15 protein-coding genes are annotated in these 16,000 nt (G+C 58.3%); 11 read left to right on the top strand and 4 right to left on the bottom strand.

Annotated elements, in window-relative coordinates; all coding sequences use genetic code 11:
• Positions 1-13 precede the first annotated feature (13 nt).
• From EBB79_RS24285 to EBB79_RS24265, 5 genes are read left to right on the top strand one after another with little or no spacing between them, the layout of a single operon-like run.
• Complete coding sequence (locus EBB79_RS24285) at positions 14-433, top strand: hypothetical protein (RefSeq protein WP_238705184.1); 420 nt, start codon at positions 14-16, stop codon at positions 431-433.
• Between the two features lie 2 nt (positions 434-435).
• Positions 436-1,053 carry a MotA/TolQ/ExbB proton channel family protein gene (locus EBB79_RS24280; RefSeq protein WP_127751559.1) on the top strand — a complete coding sequence of 206 codons (618 nt, stop codon included), beginning with the start codon at positions 436-438 and terminating at the stop codon, positions 1,051-1,053.
• A gap of 12 nt (positions 1,054-1,065) precedes the next feature.
• The gene (locus tag EBB79_RS24275; protein ID WP_127751558.1) at positions 1,066-1,479 is read left to right on the top strand and encodes an ExbD/TolR family protein; all 414 of its coding nucleotides are present in this window, start codon (positions 1,066-1,068) and stop codon (positions 1,477-1,479) included.
• The gene (locus tag EBB79_RS24270) at positions 1,476-1,883 is read left to right on the top strand and encodes an ExbD/TolR family protein (protein ID WP_127751557.1); all 408 of its coding nucleotides are present in this window, start codon (positions 1,476-1,478) and stop codon (positions 1,881-1,883) included. The genes EBB79_RS24275 and EBB79_RS24270 overlap by 4 nt, the downstream gene beginning before the upstream one ends.
• Complete coding sequence (locus EBB79_RS24265; protein WP_127751556.1) at positions 1,880-3,499, top strand: DUF4384 domain-containing protein; 1,620 nt, start codon at positions 1,880-1,882, stop codon at positions 3,497-3,499. The genes EBB79_RS24270 and EBB79_RS24265 overlap by 4 nt, the downstream gene beginning before the upstream one ends.
• 332 nt (positions 3,500-3,831) lie before the next feature.
• Here the strand turns inward: EBB79_RS24265 and EBB79_RS24260 are convergent, their stop codons facing one another.
• Positions 3,832-5,310, bottom strand: coding sequence for a caspase family protein (locus EBB79_RS24260; protein ID WP_238705183.1), 1,479 nt, complete (start codon positions 5,308-5,310; stop codon positions 3,832-3,834).
• A gap of 179 nt (positions 5,311-5,489) precedes the next feature.
• Between EBB79_RS24260 and EBB79_RS24255 the strand changes: the two genes are divergently transcribed.
• Positions 5,490-6,527: an OmpA family protein gene (locus EBB79_RS24255; protein ID WP_127751555.1), complete on the top strand. Its 1,038-nt coding sequence runs from the start codon at positions 5,490-5,492 to the stop codon at positions 6,525-6,527.
• A gap of 42 nt (positions 6,528-6,569) precedes the next feature.
• On the opposite strand, the gene EBB79_RS24250 is transcribed toward EBB79_RS24255, so the two are convergent.
• From EBB79_RS24250 to EBB79_RS24240, 3 genes are all read right to left on the bottom strand, one after another.
• Positions 6,570-7,463 (bottom strand): ParB N-terminal domain-containing protein, encoded by an 894-nt coding sequence (locus EBB79_RS24250; RefSeq protein WP_238705182.1) that lies wholly within the window; start codon positions 7,461-7,463, stop codon positions 6,570-6,572.
• A 187-nt stretch (positions 7,464-7,650) separates the two neighbouring features.
• Positions 7,651-8,766, bottom strand: a complete 1,116-nt coding sequence (locus EBB79_RS24245) for a ParB/RepB/Spo0J family partition protein (RefSeq protein ID WP_127751553.1) — start codon at positions 8,764-8,766, stop codon at positions 7,651-7,653.
• Entirely contained in the window at positions 8,763-10,067 is a 1,305-nt protein-coding gene (locus EBB79_RS24240) for an AAA family ATPase (protein ID WP_127751552.1), read from the bottom strand. The genes EBB79_RS24245 and EBB79_RS24240 overlap by 4 nt, the downstream gene beginning before the upstream one ends.
• 554 nt (positions 10,068-10,621) lie before the next feature.
• Here EBB79_RS24240 and EBB79_RS24235 point away from each other — a divergent pair.
• The 5 genes from EBB79_RS24235 (at position 10,622) to EBB79_RS24215 (ending at position 15,991) form a co-directional block, all read left to right on the top strand.
• The gene (locus tag EBB79_RS24235; RefSeq protein WP_127751551.1) at positions 10,622-11,305 is read left to right on the top strand and encodes a DnaA N-terminal domain-containing protein; all 684 of its coding nucleotides are present in this window, start codon (positions 10,622-10,624) and stop codon (positions 11,303-11,305) included.
• Positions 11,306-11,394: 89 nt separating this feature from the next.
• The gene (gene tviB / locus EBB79_RS24230) at positions 11,395-12,669 is read left to right on the top strand and encodes a Vi polysaccharide biosynthesis UDP-N-acetylglucosamine C-6 dehydrogenase TviB (protein ID WP_127751550.1); all 1,275 of its coding nucleotides are present in this window, start codon (positions 11,395-11,397) and stop codon (positions 12,667-12,669) included.
• A 97-nt stretch (positions 12,670-12,766) separates the two neighbouring features.
• A complete protein-coding gene (gmd, locus tag EBB79_RS24225) occupies positions 12,767-13,888 on the top strand; it encodes a GDP-mannose 4,6-dehydratase (RefSeq protein ID WP_127751549.1) in 1,122 nt (373 codons plus the stop codon).
• A 4-nt stretch (positions 13,889-13,892) separates the two neighbouring features.
• Positions 13,893-14,828 carry a GDP-L-fucose synthase family protein gene (locus EBB79_RS24220; protein WP_127751548.1) on the top strand — a complete coding sequence of 312 codons (936 nt, stop codon included), beginning with the start codon at positions 13,893-13,895 and terminating at the stop codon, positions 14,826-14,828.
• On the top strand, positions 14,825-15,991 hold the full coding sequence (locus EBB79_RS24215; RefSeq protein WP_127751547.1) for a DegT/DnrJ/EryC1/StrS family aminotransferase: 1,167 nt from the start codon (positions 14,825-14,827) through the stop codon (positions 15,989-15,991). The genes EBB79_RS24220 and EBB79_RS24215 overlap by 4 nt, the downstream gene beginning before the upstream one ends.
• Positions 15,992-16,000: the final 9 nt, after the last annotated feature.

Here is a 16,000-nt window from a genome sequence, read left to right as displayed (position 1 = left end):
AACGGAGACACAGATGAATTTTAAATCCATGGGGGCTGCAGTATTGCTAGCAGCGATGCCTTTGATCGGGCATGCGGAAACCGGCCAGTTAAAGGTCGAATTGAACAAGGTAGAAGAGATTGACGGCGGCGGATGCCGGGCGTTTTTTCTGTTTCGAAACCAAACCGAGAAGAGCTTTGCCGGGTTTGAAATGTCGCTGGCCATTCTGGATGGCCAGGGTGTGATTGACCGGTTGCTGTCAATCGATGCCGCACCGCTGCCAGTGCAGCGCACAACATTGAAGCTATTCGAGATCCCCGAGATTTCCTGTGGCAATATTTCGGAAATTCTGCTGCATGACGTGACCTCGTGCCAACCGCAGAACGAGGAACAGATGGATTGTTTTCCGATCCTTGATCTGGGCTCGAAGACCTCTGCGCAGCTGGTGAAATAGCGATGACAGCCATCTGGGAAATGCTGATCACCGGCGGTCCGGTGATTATGTTGCTGGCGGTGATGTCCGTCTTTTCACTGTCTCTGATCGGGGTCAAACTGGCGCAGTTATGGCGGGTGCGATCCGGTGAGGAGCGCCGCGATCGGGCCTTGGAGTTCTGGCAGGCAGGCGAGCCGCAAAAGGCAATATCGGCGATGTCTGATGGCCGAGCACCTGCGGACCGGGTGATGAGTTACGCCATGCAGGCCCTGACCGAGGGTCTGAGTGGTCCCCGGCTAGAGGGAGAGCTGATGCGCCGTGGCAACGCCGAAGTCATGCAGATGAACAGCCTGATCCGGCTGCTGGAACTGATCGCGATGGTATCGCCCTTGCTGGGATTGCTGGGCACGGTGCTGGGGATGATCCAATCGTTCCAGGAGTTGGAACTGGCACAGGGCGCGGCCAATGCATCGGTGCTGGCAGGTGGTATCTGGCAGGCGTTGCTGACCACCGCAGCTGGGTTACTGGTGGCCATTCCGGCTGCCATCGCCGCTGGTCTGTATGCCGCCCGTATCGATGGTGCCGCGCAACAGATCGAAAGCGCCGTTGGCCGGTTGTTGCTGGTCAATGAAACCCGTTAGCGGAGGCGGCCTATGAACCTCAGGCGGCACGCCCAGTCCGGCCCGCTTATCTCGCTGGTGCCGATGATCGACGTGATGTTGATCCTGTTGGTGTTCTTCATGGTCACGTCGACCTATCTGAACCTTGACATGATCCCCGCAGTGCGCCCCTCCGAGGATGGCACGGTGCAGGCCTCATCAGCGCCTGAGGCAACCCTGATGATCCGCATTGGGGCCGATGGCGCGATGGTCTTGCAGGGTATCGCGCTTGATCCGACCGCTTTGGGTCAGCGTCTGACCCTGGAACTGGCCGAAGAGCCGCTGATGCAGGTCTTGATCCTGCCCTCGGGTGCGGCGCCAACCCAATCGCTGATTTCGGTGATGGACGCCGCCACTCTGGCTGGGGTGCAGCGCCTGCGGGTGCTGCGGCTTGAGGCGCGACCATGAAACTAACCCGCCCCAAGCGCGCCACACAGTCGGAAACCATCGTGGCACTGATCGACGTGGTGTTTTTCCTGCTGGTGTTCTTCATGCTGATCGGACGCATGGATGCCACCGCCCCGTTTGAGGTCCGCCCCCCCGTTGCCCAAACCGGGCGCGACATGCCCGCCGGCGGGATCACGCTGGCCATAGCCGCCGATGGCGCCCTGGCACTGGACGGCGATGACATCAGTGTCGCGGATCTGGATGCGGCACTGTCTGCCGAATTGGAACGCCAGCCCGCGTTGCGCCTGCGCATCAACGCTCATCGCACCGCCGAATTGCGCCATGTTCTGCCCTATGTCACACGCGCCGAGGCCCTAGGCCTGCGCGATGTGGTGCTGGTGGTCACGCCTGAGCGCGACGAATGACACGACACCCGGCCATATGGTTTGGAGGCGTGCTCGGTTCAGGACTGGCACATCTGGGGTTTGCCGCCGCGCTGATTTGGTCTTTGCAACCCGATCAGGTGGAACAGCAACCCAGCCCTCAAAGTGAGTTGCAGTTGCAGGCGTATCGCGTGCCCCGCACCGAGGCCGAACCGCAAGCGCCCCAATCTGATCCCGCCGCACAAAGCCAAGCGCGCGGCGAAGGTATTGCAGCGGGCGCCGTGCCGCAATCAACGGCCCAGAGCCTTACACCAAAAGCCTCTCCACTTGCTCAAACTTCTCCTGACAGCACTGCGCTCACTGCAAAACAGCAGCCGTCACCGCAGGCCATGCCACTGGAAACAGTTGCCAAGTCAATGGCCCCACGCCCGGTCCTATCCGCACCCGTGACCGCCGCCGTCGCGCCCGTCGCAGCAGCCAAGATTGCAGCCTTACCAGACTTGCAGACCACAGCAGCAAGCAGCCCTGCCCCAGCGTCCCTACCCGCCGCTTCGGTGCAGCCCAGTACCACCGCCACACTGGTCCCGGCTGCACAGCCCATTGTTGCTGCGCCCACCAGCAGCACGCCAACCCCGCAACAGCCCCCACAGCCCTCGGACCTAACCGAGGCACTTGCCACACCAAACAAAGCCGCTCAGCTGGTCGCTGATCCCCGCCCGGTGGCATTGGCCCAACCCGAAAGCCCGTCCAGCCCAGAGCAGGCTCCCGCCACAACCGCAGTGGCCGAACAGCCACCAGCCCCGGTCAAGGCAGCTCTGTCAGACCCAGACGTGCCCTATATCAAAGCTGCGCTGGCCTTCTCTGGTGCAGACGCGGGGCAGGCCGACCCGGTTTCACTGGCCGCCTTCCAAAGCTTCATGAGACCCGGTGATATTGCCACCACAGGCGACACTTTGCGCGATGGCGTGGGCGGTATTCTGGCCGCCGTGCCCTGTTCGCGGCTGCAGGTCATGTTTGACCCCGAAACCGCCACGTTAAACCTGCGCGGTCACTTGCCCGAGGCCGGGCTGCGCGCCCCGGTACTCGCGGCCTTACAGGCGCAAATGGGCGCGGATATTCAGGTTTCGGACCAGATGAAGCTGCTGCCGCGACCACAATGTGGCGCGTTGGCGGGGATTTCAAATGTCGGGCTGCCACAAAGCACGGACCAGATCACCAATCCCCTGCTGATTGGCGCCGACACCCACGTCCGCGTGCTGGATTACACTGGCGGCGAGCGGATGTTTTTTGATCTCACTGCGCCAGACTATGACGCCTATATCTACGTCGACTATTTCGATGCAGGCGGTGCGGCGGTGCACCTCTCCCCCAACCAGGCAGTACCTTTGGTCCTGACCCCAGCCCAAAGCCGAATGCGGGTGGGCGCCAAAGCGGCCGGCGATACCGGCCTGCAAATCACCGTTGGCCCTCCCTACGGTCAGGAAATCGCAGTGGCCTTTGCCGCCTCACATCCGCTGTATCACGGGTTACGCCCGCTGAGTGAAGATGCTGCTGAATATCTGAGCTGGCTGACAGACCGCGTCACTGAGGCTCGCGCAACATACCCGGACTTCAAAGGCGAGTGGGTGTATTTCTTTATGTCCACGACAGAGCAGTAAGGGCGGCACGGGTCCTAACAGAGCCAACAAGACAAATATGCTGAAATCGAATTATCCATCATCCGGTTTTCGCCCATTTCCTGGATGTGTCGTCTACATCGGACTTACATCAATCTTTGGCTGACCAGAAAATGCGACTGTCTTGAAATCGTAAGCCTTACGGTTCGCCAAATTCTCCCGTGCCCGCAGGTGCACCAGCTGCGCTGATCCCCCTTGGCGGCCTTGGGCGTGGCACCGCGTAAACGCGGTGCCACGCCCAACGGGAGGCGCGCCTTCGTCAGAAGGCCAACGACGGGCGGGAGTATTTCGAGTGCGGCAAAAACAGTGACGTCTTACTGGCAGCCGCCTGTTGCCCAGCTTTTCAGTGCGCGCTTCATAACGCCGCCAAACGGGTGCTGCTTGGTCAGCGACCGCTGCATGGTCAGGTTAAGATAGGCATTCGCCTGCGTACACAACCGGTCTTGATTCCACTGGTGGCAATTCGAACAGGTTTGATCTTTCCAATAAGCCTCGGGCAGGCCTTCGATGGGTGGAAATGCTGGTGATCCGGTGATCAATTCAGCCAGAGACCTGCCAGCAACAACACCTAGGCCCGACTCTAGCGGACTGGCAAAGGTAATAGTTCCTGACTCAGGCTGCGCAGGTATCTGTTCGGGCTCAACCTCAACCTCTCTTTCCGCCTCTGGTCCCGCTTGGGGGTCCTCCGCTGTCCCTTTGCTCAGGGCGATCACTTCAGATCGGGCCATTTCTGCATAGGTTCCGTCCGGGTAGGTTTGCAGATAGGCCTCATAGGCTGCCAGACTGCCATCTACTTGAGCCGTCTGGAACATCAGGTTCTCTGCATCACTGAGCGGTACAGCTGCTTCCTGGGCTGGTGGGGCCAGCTCGGCGGCAATAACTTCGGACAACAAAAGACGCGCGGCATCGGCGTATTCGCCGTTGGGGTATCCCCGCAGGAACAAGGTCAATTGTATCGGATCGCGCGTCGCCTGAACCGATTGCCAAACTTGCAATTCATCGGCCTCAGCTGGGGTCGGCTCATCCGGTTTCTCGACAAACCGAAAGTCGCTGACCAGGGACGAGGCATCCCAGGGTGTCTGCATTCCGTTACTTTGCTTGAGCACCGAACGACGCACCTGCTTGAACAGCTGTTCAATCGGTTGCCCCGGCGTCAGGATCTGTTCAACCACGGCCTTTGTAAAGGGACTGTTTTTGTCCACCCCATCCAAAGCGACGCTGCCGGGCGCCGTGGCATAGGCCAGGAAGGTGCCGGTCGGCGCTTTCATTTCGGCCAGTCCATTGTCGTTCAATTCGGATATGTCGCTAAACGGATTGTTGCGACAGGCGTCCAGGATCACAATATTGGTGCGATTGCGCGCCGAGGCCATTTGGCGCAGGACCGACTGGGCCTCAACCGCGACCAAGTCCAGATCGGCGGCATCTGACAAAGACACATCAACCGGCAGCAGGTAGTTGTTGCCAAAGCTTTGCACGCCATGACCCGCGTAATAGAACAATCCGGTTGCATCACTGCCTGCCCCGCGCAGATCGCGGCCGAACTGGGCAATGGCCCGTTTCATTTCAATCTGGGTCGCATCGATTAGCAGGGTCACTTTGAACCCTACCTGCGTCAGAGACTGGCCCATCAATTGCGCATCGTTCACGGGATTGTCCAACGACGCCACAGAGCCGTAAGCCGAATTGCCAAAGATCAGCGCCAGCCGCTCTTCGGCGCTGACCCGGCTGCCCCACACAAGCGGTACAACCCCACACAGGATCAACAATCGAAAGATCCACCAGACTTGTTTCACGCTCAAAACTCCAAGCAAATATTCAATGGCAACAGAAGTTGCCGGAAATTCATCGGTAAAGTATTGCGCTCCTTGCCTTGGGGCGCAAGTTTCCTGTTAGTATACGAGCGAACAATTAAAATAGTGCTCTGACTTTTCTCGTCAGAGGTTGATCTACATTTTAGAAAAGAGGTCTCATCATGCGGATATTATCTTCTCTCACCGCGGTGTTTCTAATCTGCTGGCCCGGATTTCTGCTGGCACAGAGCCCCTTTGAAAATGGCTGGCAACTGGATCAGACCGCATCGAATGTCACCTATATGTCGATCAAGAAGGGCCATATCGCCGAAGCAAATAGTTTTGCCACAGTGAATGGTCAAATCAGTGAAGACGGCACAGCGGTGCTGACCATCTCGCTGGATTCAGTGGATACCAAAGTGGATCTGCGCAATGTTCGCATGCGGTTTTTGTTCTTCGAGACATTCCTGCACCCGCAGGCTGTCGTCACCGCACAACTGGACTCTGCCGTATTAGAGGACCTGACGACCCTGCGTCGAAAGGAAATTACATTACCATTTTCGCTGTCATTACATGGAGTTAAGGCTGATCTCTCGGCGCCTGTCATCATTTCACTTTTGTCCAATGACCGGATTAACGTCGCCACGGTCAAGCCGATCCCGATCCTGACGAAGGATTTCGGCCTTGAGCCCGGACGGGCAAAACTGGAAGAAGCGGCAGGCGTGGCGATCACGCCGCTGGCGATTGTCAGCCTGAACCTGACTTTTGATCGAACAACCCCCGGCTCGGCCCCGCCGGTGACCACCACTGTTGTTACGGCCTCGACAGCTTTGGAAGCCGAGGGCGATTTTGACCGCACTGCCTGTGTGGGCCGTTTTGAAATCCTGTCGCGCACGGGCAGCATCAATTTTGCGCCTGCTGCGGCCAAGCTTGAGCCCAGTTCAACCGCATTGTTGGATACGTTGTATGACGTTGTCAGTCGCTGCCCCGGTCTGGTGATCGAAATTGCGGGCCATACGGACAGCCAGGGCAGAGCGGCCTGGAACATGGGGTTGAGCGAACAACGCGCCCATGCGGTCGCGGAGTATCTGGAACATAAGGGCATCCCGGAATCCCGCATGAATGTGGCCGGTTACGGTGAAACCAAACCGCTGGTCCCGAACAACACCGTGCAGAACCGGGCCAAAAATCGCCGCATCGAATTTTCCGTGGTGAACTAACCCCCTGCCCTTGCTTGTAAAATATTTCGGGTAACCCATGGGTTACCCGTTTTGCAGAATCCGCTCAAATGCCTGGATCGCGCGGGACAGAACAGCGGTGTCGATGCGTGAAAAGTCAGTATCCCGCCGGATCACACATTCGCCCATCCGCCCGGTGACATGCGTTTTGCCCAGGTGGAACCGCCGCTCAGGCTGTGTTTTTTGCGGAGTTCGCACGCGCGTCGATAATAAATATTGCGCGAAAACAGCGCTTTGCGTGGTCTCGTTGGGGCATTGGGACAGGGACTGACGCAGATCCTCTGCTGTTTCAGGATTATTTCTCAACTGCCTGGACACTGCAACCCCCTGATTTCGGGAGATTTTATGGGGAAACCGCAGGCCGTCGCCAAGCACCTGCAGCAGATAGACGAACCTGCGGATATATGAGCGTTTCATCTTGGGCAGTGCGCCGTACAACCGGGTGACCACCTCCCCTACTCCCAGATCTGACAGCGCCGGGTCAGCAGAGGCGGTCAGGGCCAACTGGGCCATTTCGCCGAAGCTAAGACCCTGATGCAGCAAATTGCTTTCGACCATATCAATATACAGTTCCATCCGCGCCGCGCCTATCCCGGTCAGGCGGGCGGTGATCATCGGATCCGCAAGCCCCTGCTCTTCTGCCAATTGTTGCAGCGCGGTCAGCCGCCGCCAGCCTGACACCAGTTGATAGCGTCCCTGTTGGTCCCGGCTGACTGTCACCGGTACCCGTTGTCCCCGTTGCGACAAAGACGCCTTGAGCGCCTGCATCTCGGCCGAGCCCGCCTGCCCCGGCAAATCCAGACGGTCACGAGGCAAATCACTGCTATGAATCTGGTCCAGCGGCACCACCCGCGGACGCAGAATACGATACACAGATTGGTCCGGTGAAACATCTGAGGATTGAGAAGGAGTGCGCATTTGTCGGGCCTTGGCATCTGGGAACCCCGACAGGGTAGCGGTAAGCCATTTCCATGGGGTGACAGTAGCGCACGCAGCGGCTATTCTAATGCAACACCCCCGCCATTTTTGCATATGCATCACCCTTAACAGGGCTTTGGTCAGGCTCTAACCCGCCGATTAGAGCCTGAATTTCGCGAAATGACCGCTAGGTGTCGTCCTCGGTCTCGCTGTCGAGAACCTCAAAGAACGCGGCAATTGCGCCCTCAAGCCGACGCTGATCAATGGTCGAGAAGTCTTTCTCCATTGCCATTTCGATACGGCCGTTACGGGCCAGACAGCGGACTGTCCCCGCGGGGACAGTACAGCGCAGGGTGGTTTTTGCACCATCGACGCGGGCAGGAGATTTGGGCGCGCGCGGCGTTACTCGTTCCAGCGCCGCACGCAAAATCGCCAATTCCTGTTCTGCTGTTTGCGGTTGTTCCTGTTGCAGTCGGCGCCTCAGTGCGGCCTGTTGCTGGCCATCATCAGCCAGACGTTTCTTTAGATCCAAACCCAGGGCCCGTGGGATCATTTCAGCAAACCTAAGATCAGCCCCGAGCCATTCCAGCAGTTCCGCAAAGTGGCGCACATAGCTGCGTTTCTGACGCCCGGTCGAGGCATAGAGCATGCTGACTGCTTGCTCCAACGTCCCGGCCTCGGTCGCATCATCCTGCACATAAGACAGGGCGAGCTGCGCCATTTCCGCAAATGAGATATCCCGGCGCACCAGGTTTTCGTCGACCATACGACGGTACAGACCCTGCAGGGTTTCCCCCTGCGCCACCAGACCAGCGGGAATGCTGGCATACAGGTCATCACCGGTTTCGGCGTATAGGGCGCGATAGGCCGACAGACGGCGAAACCCCTGAACCAGTTGATAGCCGTCGCCATCCTGTTCAACCCGGATGGGATTGGACAGGCCAAGGGTGCGGATCGAGGCGATCAATTCGTCCAGCTCCGGGTCACGGGTCTGGCTGCGATCACGGGTCAGTTTGCTGGTCTGGATCAGGTCCAGCGAAATGCGATCGACCACCAGACCCAGTTTTTTCAGGCGGACAAATTCATGCGCCAGCCGGTCATTCTCGGCGCGGATTTTCTGCTCGGCATCAGCCCGCACCCGCAGCGCATCGGCATTTTCCGAGATCGCCGTCGCCATAGGACCACGCCGCGTTTCCAGCGGCGGTGTGACATCTGTCCCCGCGGGGACAGTAGGGGCAGACGTGGCATCAGGCTTGGGAGGATCGGACGGGAAGTTGATGTCAAAGACGCGACGCTTGCTCATGTTTCATCCTCCAGCCCATCCCAGGCCAAGAGGGCGTTGGCCTTGAATTCATCGTAGGCCTGGTCAAATGACGCCCGCGCCCGCCGCCAAGTTTCGCGGGTCATGTCGCGATAGTCGATCTCGTATATCGAGCTGAGGAACCGGCCGGATTGTTCCACCGCGCGGGTCATTTCAATAGGGTGATCCGCCAGACGCTCGCCAAAGACTTTGCCAAAGGCATCGCGCATGGCCCGGTGCAGGTCATTGCCCGATTCATAACGCGTCAGCAGGAACCGCACATCCTGAAACACCTTGGGCAGGGTGGCTGTCCCCGCGGGGACAACGCCGTTAAACGCCGACAGATCCTCGAGCGCCTCGGACAGCTGACCGATAAAGGAGGTGGTGGAATCATATTCCCAGTAGCCGGGCCCCGAAGGGATATACAGCATGTCCGCCGCAAAGACCGCGTTCATCGATTGGTAGCCAATGGCAGGCGGGCAGTCAAAGATCATCATGTCGTAATCTTCCGCCGGGATCTGATCCAGGTAGCGCGACACCGCCGCAAAGAACGACCACTCGGGATTGAGGTGGCGATACTGGGCGCTGGCGAATTCAACAAAGGCGGCATTGGCACAACTGGGGATCAGATCGATGGTGGGCCAGCTGGTGGATTTGATGAAATCGCTGACCCGCAGATCCTGCAGCCCCATGTCGGTGATCGCTTCGGGCAGGCGACGGTGGGGCAGGGCGGCGCCGGATTCGGCCCCCTGCGAGGCGGTGTTCATCCGTTCCGTTTCCCGGACCAGATCGCGGGCCATGATGCCCCAGACCGTATAGTCCTCGGTAACGTCGTTCAGACCCATGGAATGGGACAGCGTCGCCTGCGGATCAAAATCAACGCAGAGCACCCGGTAGCCGTCCAGCGCGGCCGCATGGGCAAAGTGCAGCGCCACAGTAGATTTACCGGCGCCGCCTTTGAAGTTTGAGATCGCCACCCGCAGCGCCCGTTTACCTGCCGGACGGTCCGGCATCAGCGACTTGCGGTTCACCTTAATACGGCGGCGCAGCTCGTTGATCTCTTCCAGGGAATACCAGCGCTGACGCCCGTCGGCCTCGACCAAGCCCTGCGGCAGGCTCGGGTCGGCAGCAAGACGGCCGCGCAGGGTGGATTGGTTGGCCTTAAATATCAGTTCGGCCACCTCCCAGCTGGAAAACCTGCGCAGCTTCTTCTCCATCTCGGGCGAGAAAGTCTGCTGCCTGATCCAGCTTTGCATCTTGAGCGATTGGGCCTGCATCTGCGACAGGTCTTGGTGGGTAAACATATGTCGTCCTCATCTCTGCTCGACGTTTGCGTTTTTAAGTGGACGCAAATTCCGCCTTACTGGCTATTTACGGCGAATTTGCAAAAAACGCAAAAGCTATTATCGTATCTGCACTGGAGCTGTCCCCGCGGGGACACAGCCCTGTATAGCAGGATCCTACGGCTCATACCGATTCGAACGGCAGCGACTAAAACGATTCGAAACGCTTGATAAATGGGGTCTATTTAGGGGGACAGGATTTGACCGCATACTGTATATTGGGGGACATTTTTGCGCTAATAGGGGACAGACTGGATGTCCCCCAATACCTTTAATACCAAAATTTCATTTGAAATAGAGTTTAAGGATCTGGTCCAAATTACAGAGGACTTGACAGAATCGAGCAAAAGGACGCAAATCAGACAACAAAGACGAAAAGCGCTGAGTTGGTCCGGTTCCAAACACTATCCAGACCGCAACCCAGGTAAAACCGTCTACTATGATCCGGGCCAGTGAAGCCGGGACATCTGAGGTACAGACCTGCCTGGTGCAGGACGTGAACGACGAGGGCAGAGATGCTTGCCAGTAAACCAGCCGGGCGCAATGCGTCTGTTATCAAATATGATATCCTCACTGCGCTGGGAACGCACGCCTTAGCCTTGGACAAAGGAAAGCAGCGGTTGGTGTTGCGATTCATGACTTTGATCACCGCCCGTTACAACTGGTCCCGGGATGAGCTGGCCGTGGGTCAACGCGAGATGGCGCGCATGTGGCATGTGGACGAACGCACAGTGAAACGCGAGATGGCCAAGCTGCGTGCCCTGGGATGGCTGGTGGTCAAACGGCAGGGCTACCGGGGCAGGGTCAGCGAATACGGGATCAATCTGGAGCGCATTCTGCGCGACACTCAGGGTATCTGGGCCGCTGTGGGTCCGGATTTTGAACAGCGCCTCAATGGGGATGATACCGGGCCCAGCAATGTGGTGCCGCTGCCGGTCAGCAGTCCAGCCCCGGCGCCGGATCTGTCAGACGGCAGCGAGTGGAGCCTGACCAAAGGGTTGATGCATGCCGAAGACCCGGCCAGTTACACCGCATGGATTCAAAGCCTCTCCCGGCAGGGCAGGGCAGGGGGGCGGTTGACGCTATTGGCCCCCAGCCGGTTCCACGCCACCTATGTCATGGCCCATCTGGCACCGCGTCTGCTGGAGGCCTGCCGCGAAGTGGATCCGGATGTGTCTGATATTGTGGTGGTGTCTTGATGGTTGCCCAGAAGGTTGCAGTGGCTCCCTGTGACTTATAGGAGAGACAGCGGGTGCGAACCCAACGTGGTATCAGGAGTGAGTGACAGATGAGCAAAGTGGCGGATCAGATCTGTGTGATTGGCCTGGGCTATGTCGGCTTGCCACTGGCTGTTGAGTTCGGCAAGCATCGCGACGTTGTGGGATTTGACATCAATCAGACCCGCATTGACCAGCTGCGCCAGGGTCAGGACCTGACCCGTGAGATTGACCCCGCAGAAATGGCCCAGGCCGGATATCTCAGCTTTACCAGCGATATCGCTGAAATCGCGGCTTGCTCGATCTACATTGTCACTGTGCCGACCCCGATTGACGCCACGCGCCGCCCTGACCTGGGACCACTGGAACGGGCGTCGCAACTGGTGGGGCGGGTGCTGGCGCCGGGAGACATCGTTATCTACGAGTCCACCGTTTACCCCGGCGCCACCGAAGAGGATTGCGTACCGATCCTTGAGGCGCACTCGGGGTTGACCTTTAACCGGGATTTCCATGTGGGCTATAGCCCCGAGCGGATCAATCCCGGCGACAAGACCCATCGCCTGACCACAATCGTAAAGGTGACCTCGGGCTCAACGTCGGAAACCGCAGACCGGGTGGACGCGCTCTACCGCGAGATCGTCACGGCCGGCACCTACCGCGCCGAAAGCATAAAAGTGGCCGAAGCGGCCAAGGTGATCGAAAACAGCCAGCGTGATATCAATATTGCGCTGATCAACGAGCTCGCCAAGATTTTCAACAAGCTCGATATCGACACCGAGGCGGTGCTGCGCGCGGCGGGTAGCAAATGGAACTTCCTGCCGTTTCGCCCTGGCCTTGTGGGCGGTCACTGCATTGGCGTCGATCCCTATTATCTGACCCACAAGGCCGAACAAGTTGGCTATCACCCGGAAATCCTGCTGGCGGGGCGGCGGTTGAACGATGGCATGGGCGATTATGTTGCGCAGCAGATGATCAAAGCGATGCTCAAGCGCCGGATACAGATGGCGGATGCGCGGGTTTTGGTGCTGGGACTGACGTTCAAGGAAAACTGCCCGGACCTGCGCAATACGCGGGTGATCGATGTGGTGCGCGGCTTACAGGAATACGGTGTTACCGTGGATGTGCGTGATCCCAATGTCGCGCCTGCGGATGCATTGGCGGAATTTGGCCTCGATCTGGTTCAGACGCCGCAACCGCGTACCTATGAAGGTATTATTCTGGCGGTGGCGCATGACGAATTTCGTGCCATGGGCGAGACATCGATTCGCGCATTGGGCCGCCCCGGTGCTCTGGTCTATGACTTGAAATACATTTTGCCACCGGAACAGTCGGATCTACGCCTATAGGTTCGGTTCGGCTGGGCGCGCTATTGAACTGCTTCAATGGCGGTGGCATGTCTGATAAAACCCCGGAGAACGGGACACATTAATGATTGGCGATTGAATGAGCAAGATAGCACTTATCACCGGCGTGACCGGTCAGGACGGCTCTTATCTGGCGGAATTCCTGTTGGAAAAAGGCTATGAGGTGCATGGCATCAAACGCCGGGCCTCGTCGTTCAACACCCAGCGGGTGGATCATATCTATCAGGATCCGCATATCGACCACGCCAAGTTCAAATTGCATTACGGCGATCTGAGCGACAGTTCGAACCTGACCCGGATCCTCAAAGAGGTGCAGCCGGACGAGGTCTATAATCTGGGCGCACAAAGCCACGTTGCCGTCAGTTTCGATGCGCCGGAATACACCGCCGACGTCGATGCCATGGGCACCCTGCGTCTGCTTGAGGCGATCCGGTTTTTGGGGCTGGAGAAAAAGACCCGGTTCTATCAGGCCTCGACCTCGGAACTGTATGGCTTGGTGCAGGAAACCCCGCAGACTGAAACCACGCCGTTCCATCCGCGCAGCCCCTATGCTGTGGCCAAGATGTATGCCTATTGGATCACGGTGAACTACCGTGAGGCCTATGGCATGTATGCCTGCAACGGCATCCTGTTCAACCACGAGAGCCCACGCCGGGGCGAGACCTTTGTCACCCGCAAGATCACCCGCGGTCTGGCCAATATGGCGCAGGGGCTGGAGCCCTGTCTGTATATGGGCAATATCGACAGTCTGCGCGACTGGGGCCATGCCAAAGACTATGTGCGGATGCAATGGATGATGCTGCAACAGGATGCACCGGATGATTTTGTCATCGCCACCGGCGTGCAATATTCCGTGCGCGACTTTATCAACTGGTCCGCCGCCGAGCTGGGTATCACGCTGGACTTTAGCGGCAGCGGCGTTGATGAGATCGCCACAGTGTCCGCAATCTCCGGTGACGAGGCACCGGGCTTGAGCGTGGGTGATGTGATTTTGCGGATCGATCCGCGCTATTTCCGCCCTGCCGAAGTTGAGACCCTGTTGGGTGATCCCACTAAGGCCAAAGAAAAGCTGGGTTGGGTGCCAGAGACCACGGTGCAAGAGATGTGCGCGGAAATGGTCCGCGAAGACCTTAAGGCGGCCAAGCGGGCGCGGGTGCTGAAAGACCACGGTTATGACTTGCCAGTGACGCGCGGAGAATAAGCAGATGAGCAGCAAGGGGACTTTGTTTCTGACCGGTGGCGGCGGCATGGTCGGGCGCAACATCCAGGACCACCCGCTGGCGGCGGACTGGACCATCGTTGCCCCGCGCAGTTCTGAGTTGGACCTGACCGATGCGCAGGCGGTGACCGCGTTTTTTGCGGCAACCAAACCAGACATGGTGATCCATGCGGCGGGCCGTGTTGGTGGTATCCAAGCCAATATGGCGCATCCGGTGGCCTTTCTGGACCAGAACACCGCGATGGGGCGCAATGTGATCATGGGTGCGCTTGGCGCCGGGGTGACGCGGTTTGTCAATCTGGCCTCGACCTGTATGTACCCGCGCGCGGCCACAAACCCGCTGCGGGAAGAGGTGATCCTGACCGGCGAGCTGGAACCCACCAACGAGGGATACGCGCTGGCCAAGATCATGGCGACGCGGCTGTGTCAGTACATTCGCAAAGAGGATGCGGCGGCGCAGTACAAGACGCTGATCCCCTGCAATCTGTTTGGCTTGCATGACAAATTTGATCCGAAACATTCGCACCTGGTGCCGGCCATCATTCACAAGATGCACGAGGCCAAGCGGCTGGGGCAGGCGAGCGTAGAAATTTGGGGCGACGGCACCGCGCGCCGTGAATTCATGTTTGCCGGTGATTTGGCCGATGCGGTGCTGCGCGCAGCAGATGACATCGACATGCTGCCGGATCTGATGAATGTCGGATTGGGCCATGACCATACCATCAACGAATATTACGAAACCGTGGCGGAAGTGGTGGGCTGGCAGGGTGAATTTACCCATGACCTTAGCAAACCTGTCGGAATGAAGCAGAAGCTTTGTGATACTACACGTCAATCAGCATGGGGCTGGCAGGCGCCGACCTCGTTGCGCGACGGGATCGCGCAGACCTATCGCTCTTATTTGGAAAGCACAGCCACATGACCGTCAAATACCCTCTGGCCACCTCGTCCTGGGATCAGGCTGAACATGATGCGCTGAACCGGGTGATCGCCTCGGATATGTTCTCGATGGGGCCAGAAGTGCGCGCCTTTGAGGAGCAGTTTGCCCGCCAGTTCGGCAGCAAGCATGCGGTGATGGTCAACTCGGGTTCGTCAGCCAATCTGCTGATGACCGCGGCGCTGTTTTTCACCAAGAACCCAGGCCTGAAACTGGAGCGCGGCGACGAGATCATCGTTCCCGCCGTCAGCTGGTCAACGACATATTACCCACTGGGCCAATATGGCTTGCGGATGAAATTCGTCGATATTGATCTTGGCACGCTGAACTATGACCTAGAGGCGCTGGCCGCAGCCGTCACAGATAACACCCGGGCGATCATGGTGGTGAACCTGCTAGGCAACCCCAATGATTTCGACGCGATCAACAAGATCATCGATGGCCGTGACATTGTGGTGATCGAAGACAACTGTGAGTCGATGGGGGCGACGTTCAACGGCAAACAGGCCGGCACCTTTGGCACTGTGGGCAGCTATTCGGCGTTTTTCTCGCACCATATCTCGACCATGGAAGGTGGGATTGTGGTGACCGACGATGAAGAGCTGTACCATATCATGCTGTCGCTGCGGGCCCATGGCTGGACCCGAAACCTGCCGAAGTTCAATCATGTCACCGGCGAGAAAAGCGACGATCCGTTTGAGGAAAGTTTCCGCTTTGTATTGCCGGGGTATAATCTGCGCCCCCTGGAGATGTCCGGGGCGCTGGGGATTGAGCAGCTTAAGAAACTGCCGGGTCTGATCGAAGGCCGACGGGTCAATGGGGCGATGCTGCAGGCGAAGCTGGGCAATCATCCCAAGTTCATCATCCAGCGCGAAATCGGCGCCAGCAGCTGGTTCGGCTTCTCGTTGGTGTTGCGGCCGGATCTGGGCCTGCAACGGGCGGATTTTGTTAAGAAACTGACGGCTGCCGGGTTTGAATGCCGCCCGATTGTGGCCGGGAATTTTGCCAAGAACGAAGTTATGAAGTATTTCGAGTATGATATTCACGGTGAGCTGAGCAATGCCGATTATATCGACCAGTTTGGCTTATTTGTGGGCAATCATCATTTCCCGATTCCCGACGCCATTGATGCGCTTTTGGCGCTTTGAAAAGGGAGA

The sequence above is a fragment of the Parasedimentitalea marina genome (assembly GCF_004006175.1).
Classification (GTDB): domain Bacteria; phylum Pseudomonadota; class Alphaproteobacteria; order Rhodobacterales; family Rhodobacteraceae; genus Parasedimentitalea; species Parasedimentitalea marina.
The sequence above is the reverse complement of the archived record's forward strand: the minus strand, read 5'-3'. Positions and strand labels throughout refer to the sequence as shown.

Coding starts and splice junctions, on each gene's coding strand:
- EBB79_RS24285 (WP_238705184.1), top strand. CDS start 14: ATGAATTTTAAATCCATGGGGGCTGCAGTATTGCTAGCAGCGATGCCT.
- gmd (WP_127751549.1), top strand. CDS start 12,767: ATGAGCAAGATAGCACTTATCACCGGCGTGACCGGTCAGGACGGCTCT.
- EBB79_RS24270 (WP_127751557.1), top strand. CDS start 1,476: ATGAAACTAACCCGCCCCAAGCGCGCCACACAGTCGGAAACCATCGTG.
- EBB79_RS24280 (WP_127751559.1), top strand. CDS start 436: ATGACAGCCATCTGGGAAATGCTGATCACCGGCGGTCCGGTGATTATG.
- EBB79_RS24240 (WP_127751552.1), bottom strand. CDS start 10,067: ATGTTTACCCACCAAGACCTGTCGCAGATGCAGGCCCAATCGCTCAAG.
- tviB (WP_127751550.1), top strand. CDS start 11,395: ATGAGCAAAGTGGCGGATCAGATCTGTGTGATTGGCCTGGGCTATGTC.
- EBB79_RS24265 (WP_127751556.1), top strand. CDS start 1,880: ATGACACGACACCCGGCCATATGGTTTGGAGGCGTGCTCGGTTCAGGA.
- EBB79_RS24250 (WP_238705182.1), bottom strand. CDS start 7,463: ATGCGCACTCCTTCTCAATCCTCAGATGTTTCACCGGACCAATCTGTG.
- EBB79_RS24235 (WP_127751551.1), top strand. CDS start 10,622: ATGCTTGCCAGTAAACCAGCCGGGCGCAATGCGTCTGTTATCAAATAT.
- EBB79_RS24245 (WP_127751553.1), bottom strand. CDS start 8,766: ATGAGCAAGCGTCGCGTCTTTGACATCAACTTCCCGTCCGATCCTCCC.
- EBB79_RS24255 (WP_127751555.1), top strand. CDS start 5,490: ATGCGGATATTATCTTCTCTCACCGCGGTGTTTCTAATCTGCTGGCCC.
- EBB79_RS24215 (WP_127751547.1), top strand. CDS start 14,825: ATGACCGTCAAATACCCTCTGGCCACCTCGTCCTGGGATCAGGCTGAA.
- EBB79_RS24275 (WP_127751558.1), top strand. CDS start 1,066: ATGAACCTCAGGCGGCACGCCCAGTCCGGCCCGCTTATCTCGCTGGTG.
- EBB79_RS24220 (WP_127751548.1), top strand. CDS start 13,893: ATGAGCAGCAAGGGGACTTTGTTTCTGACCGGTGGCGGCGGCATGGTC.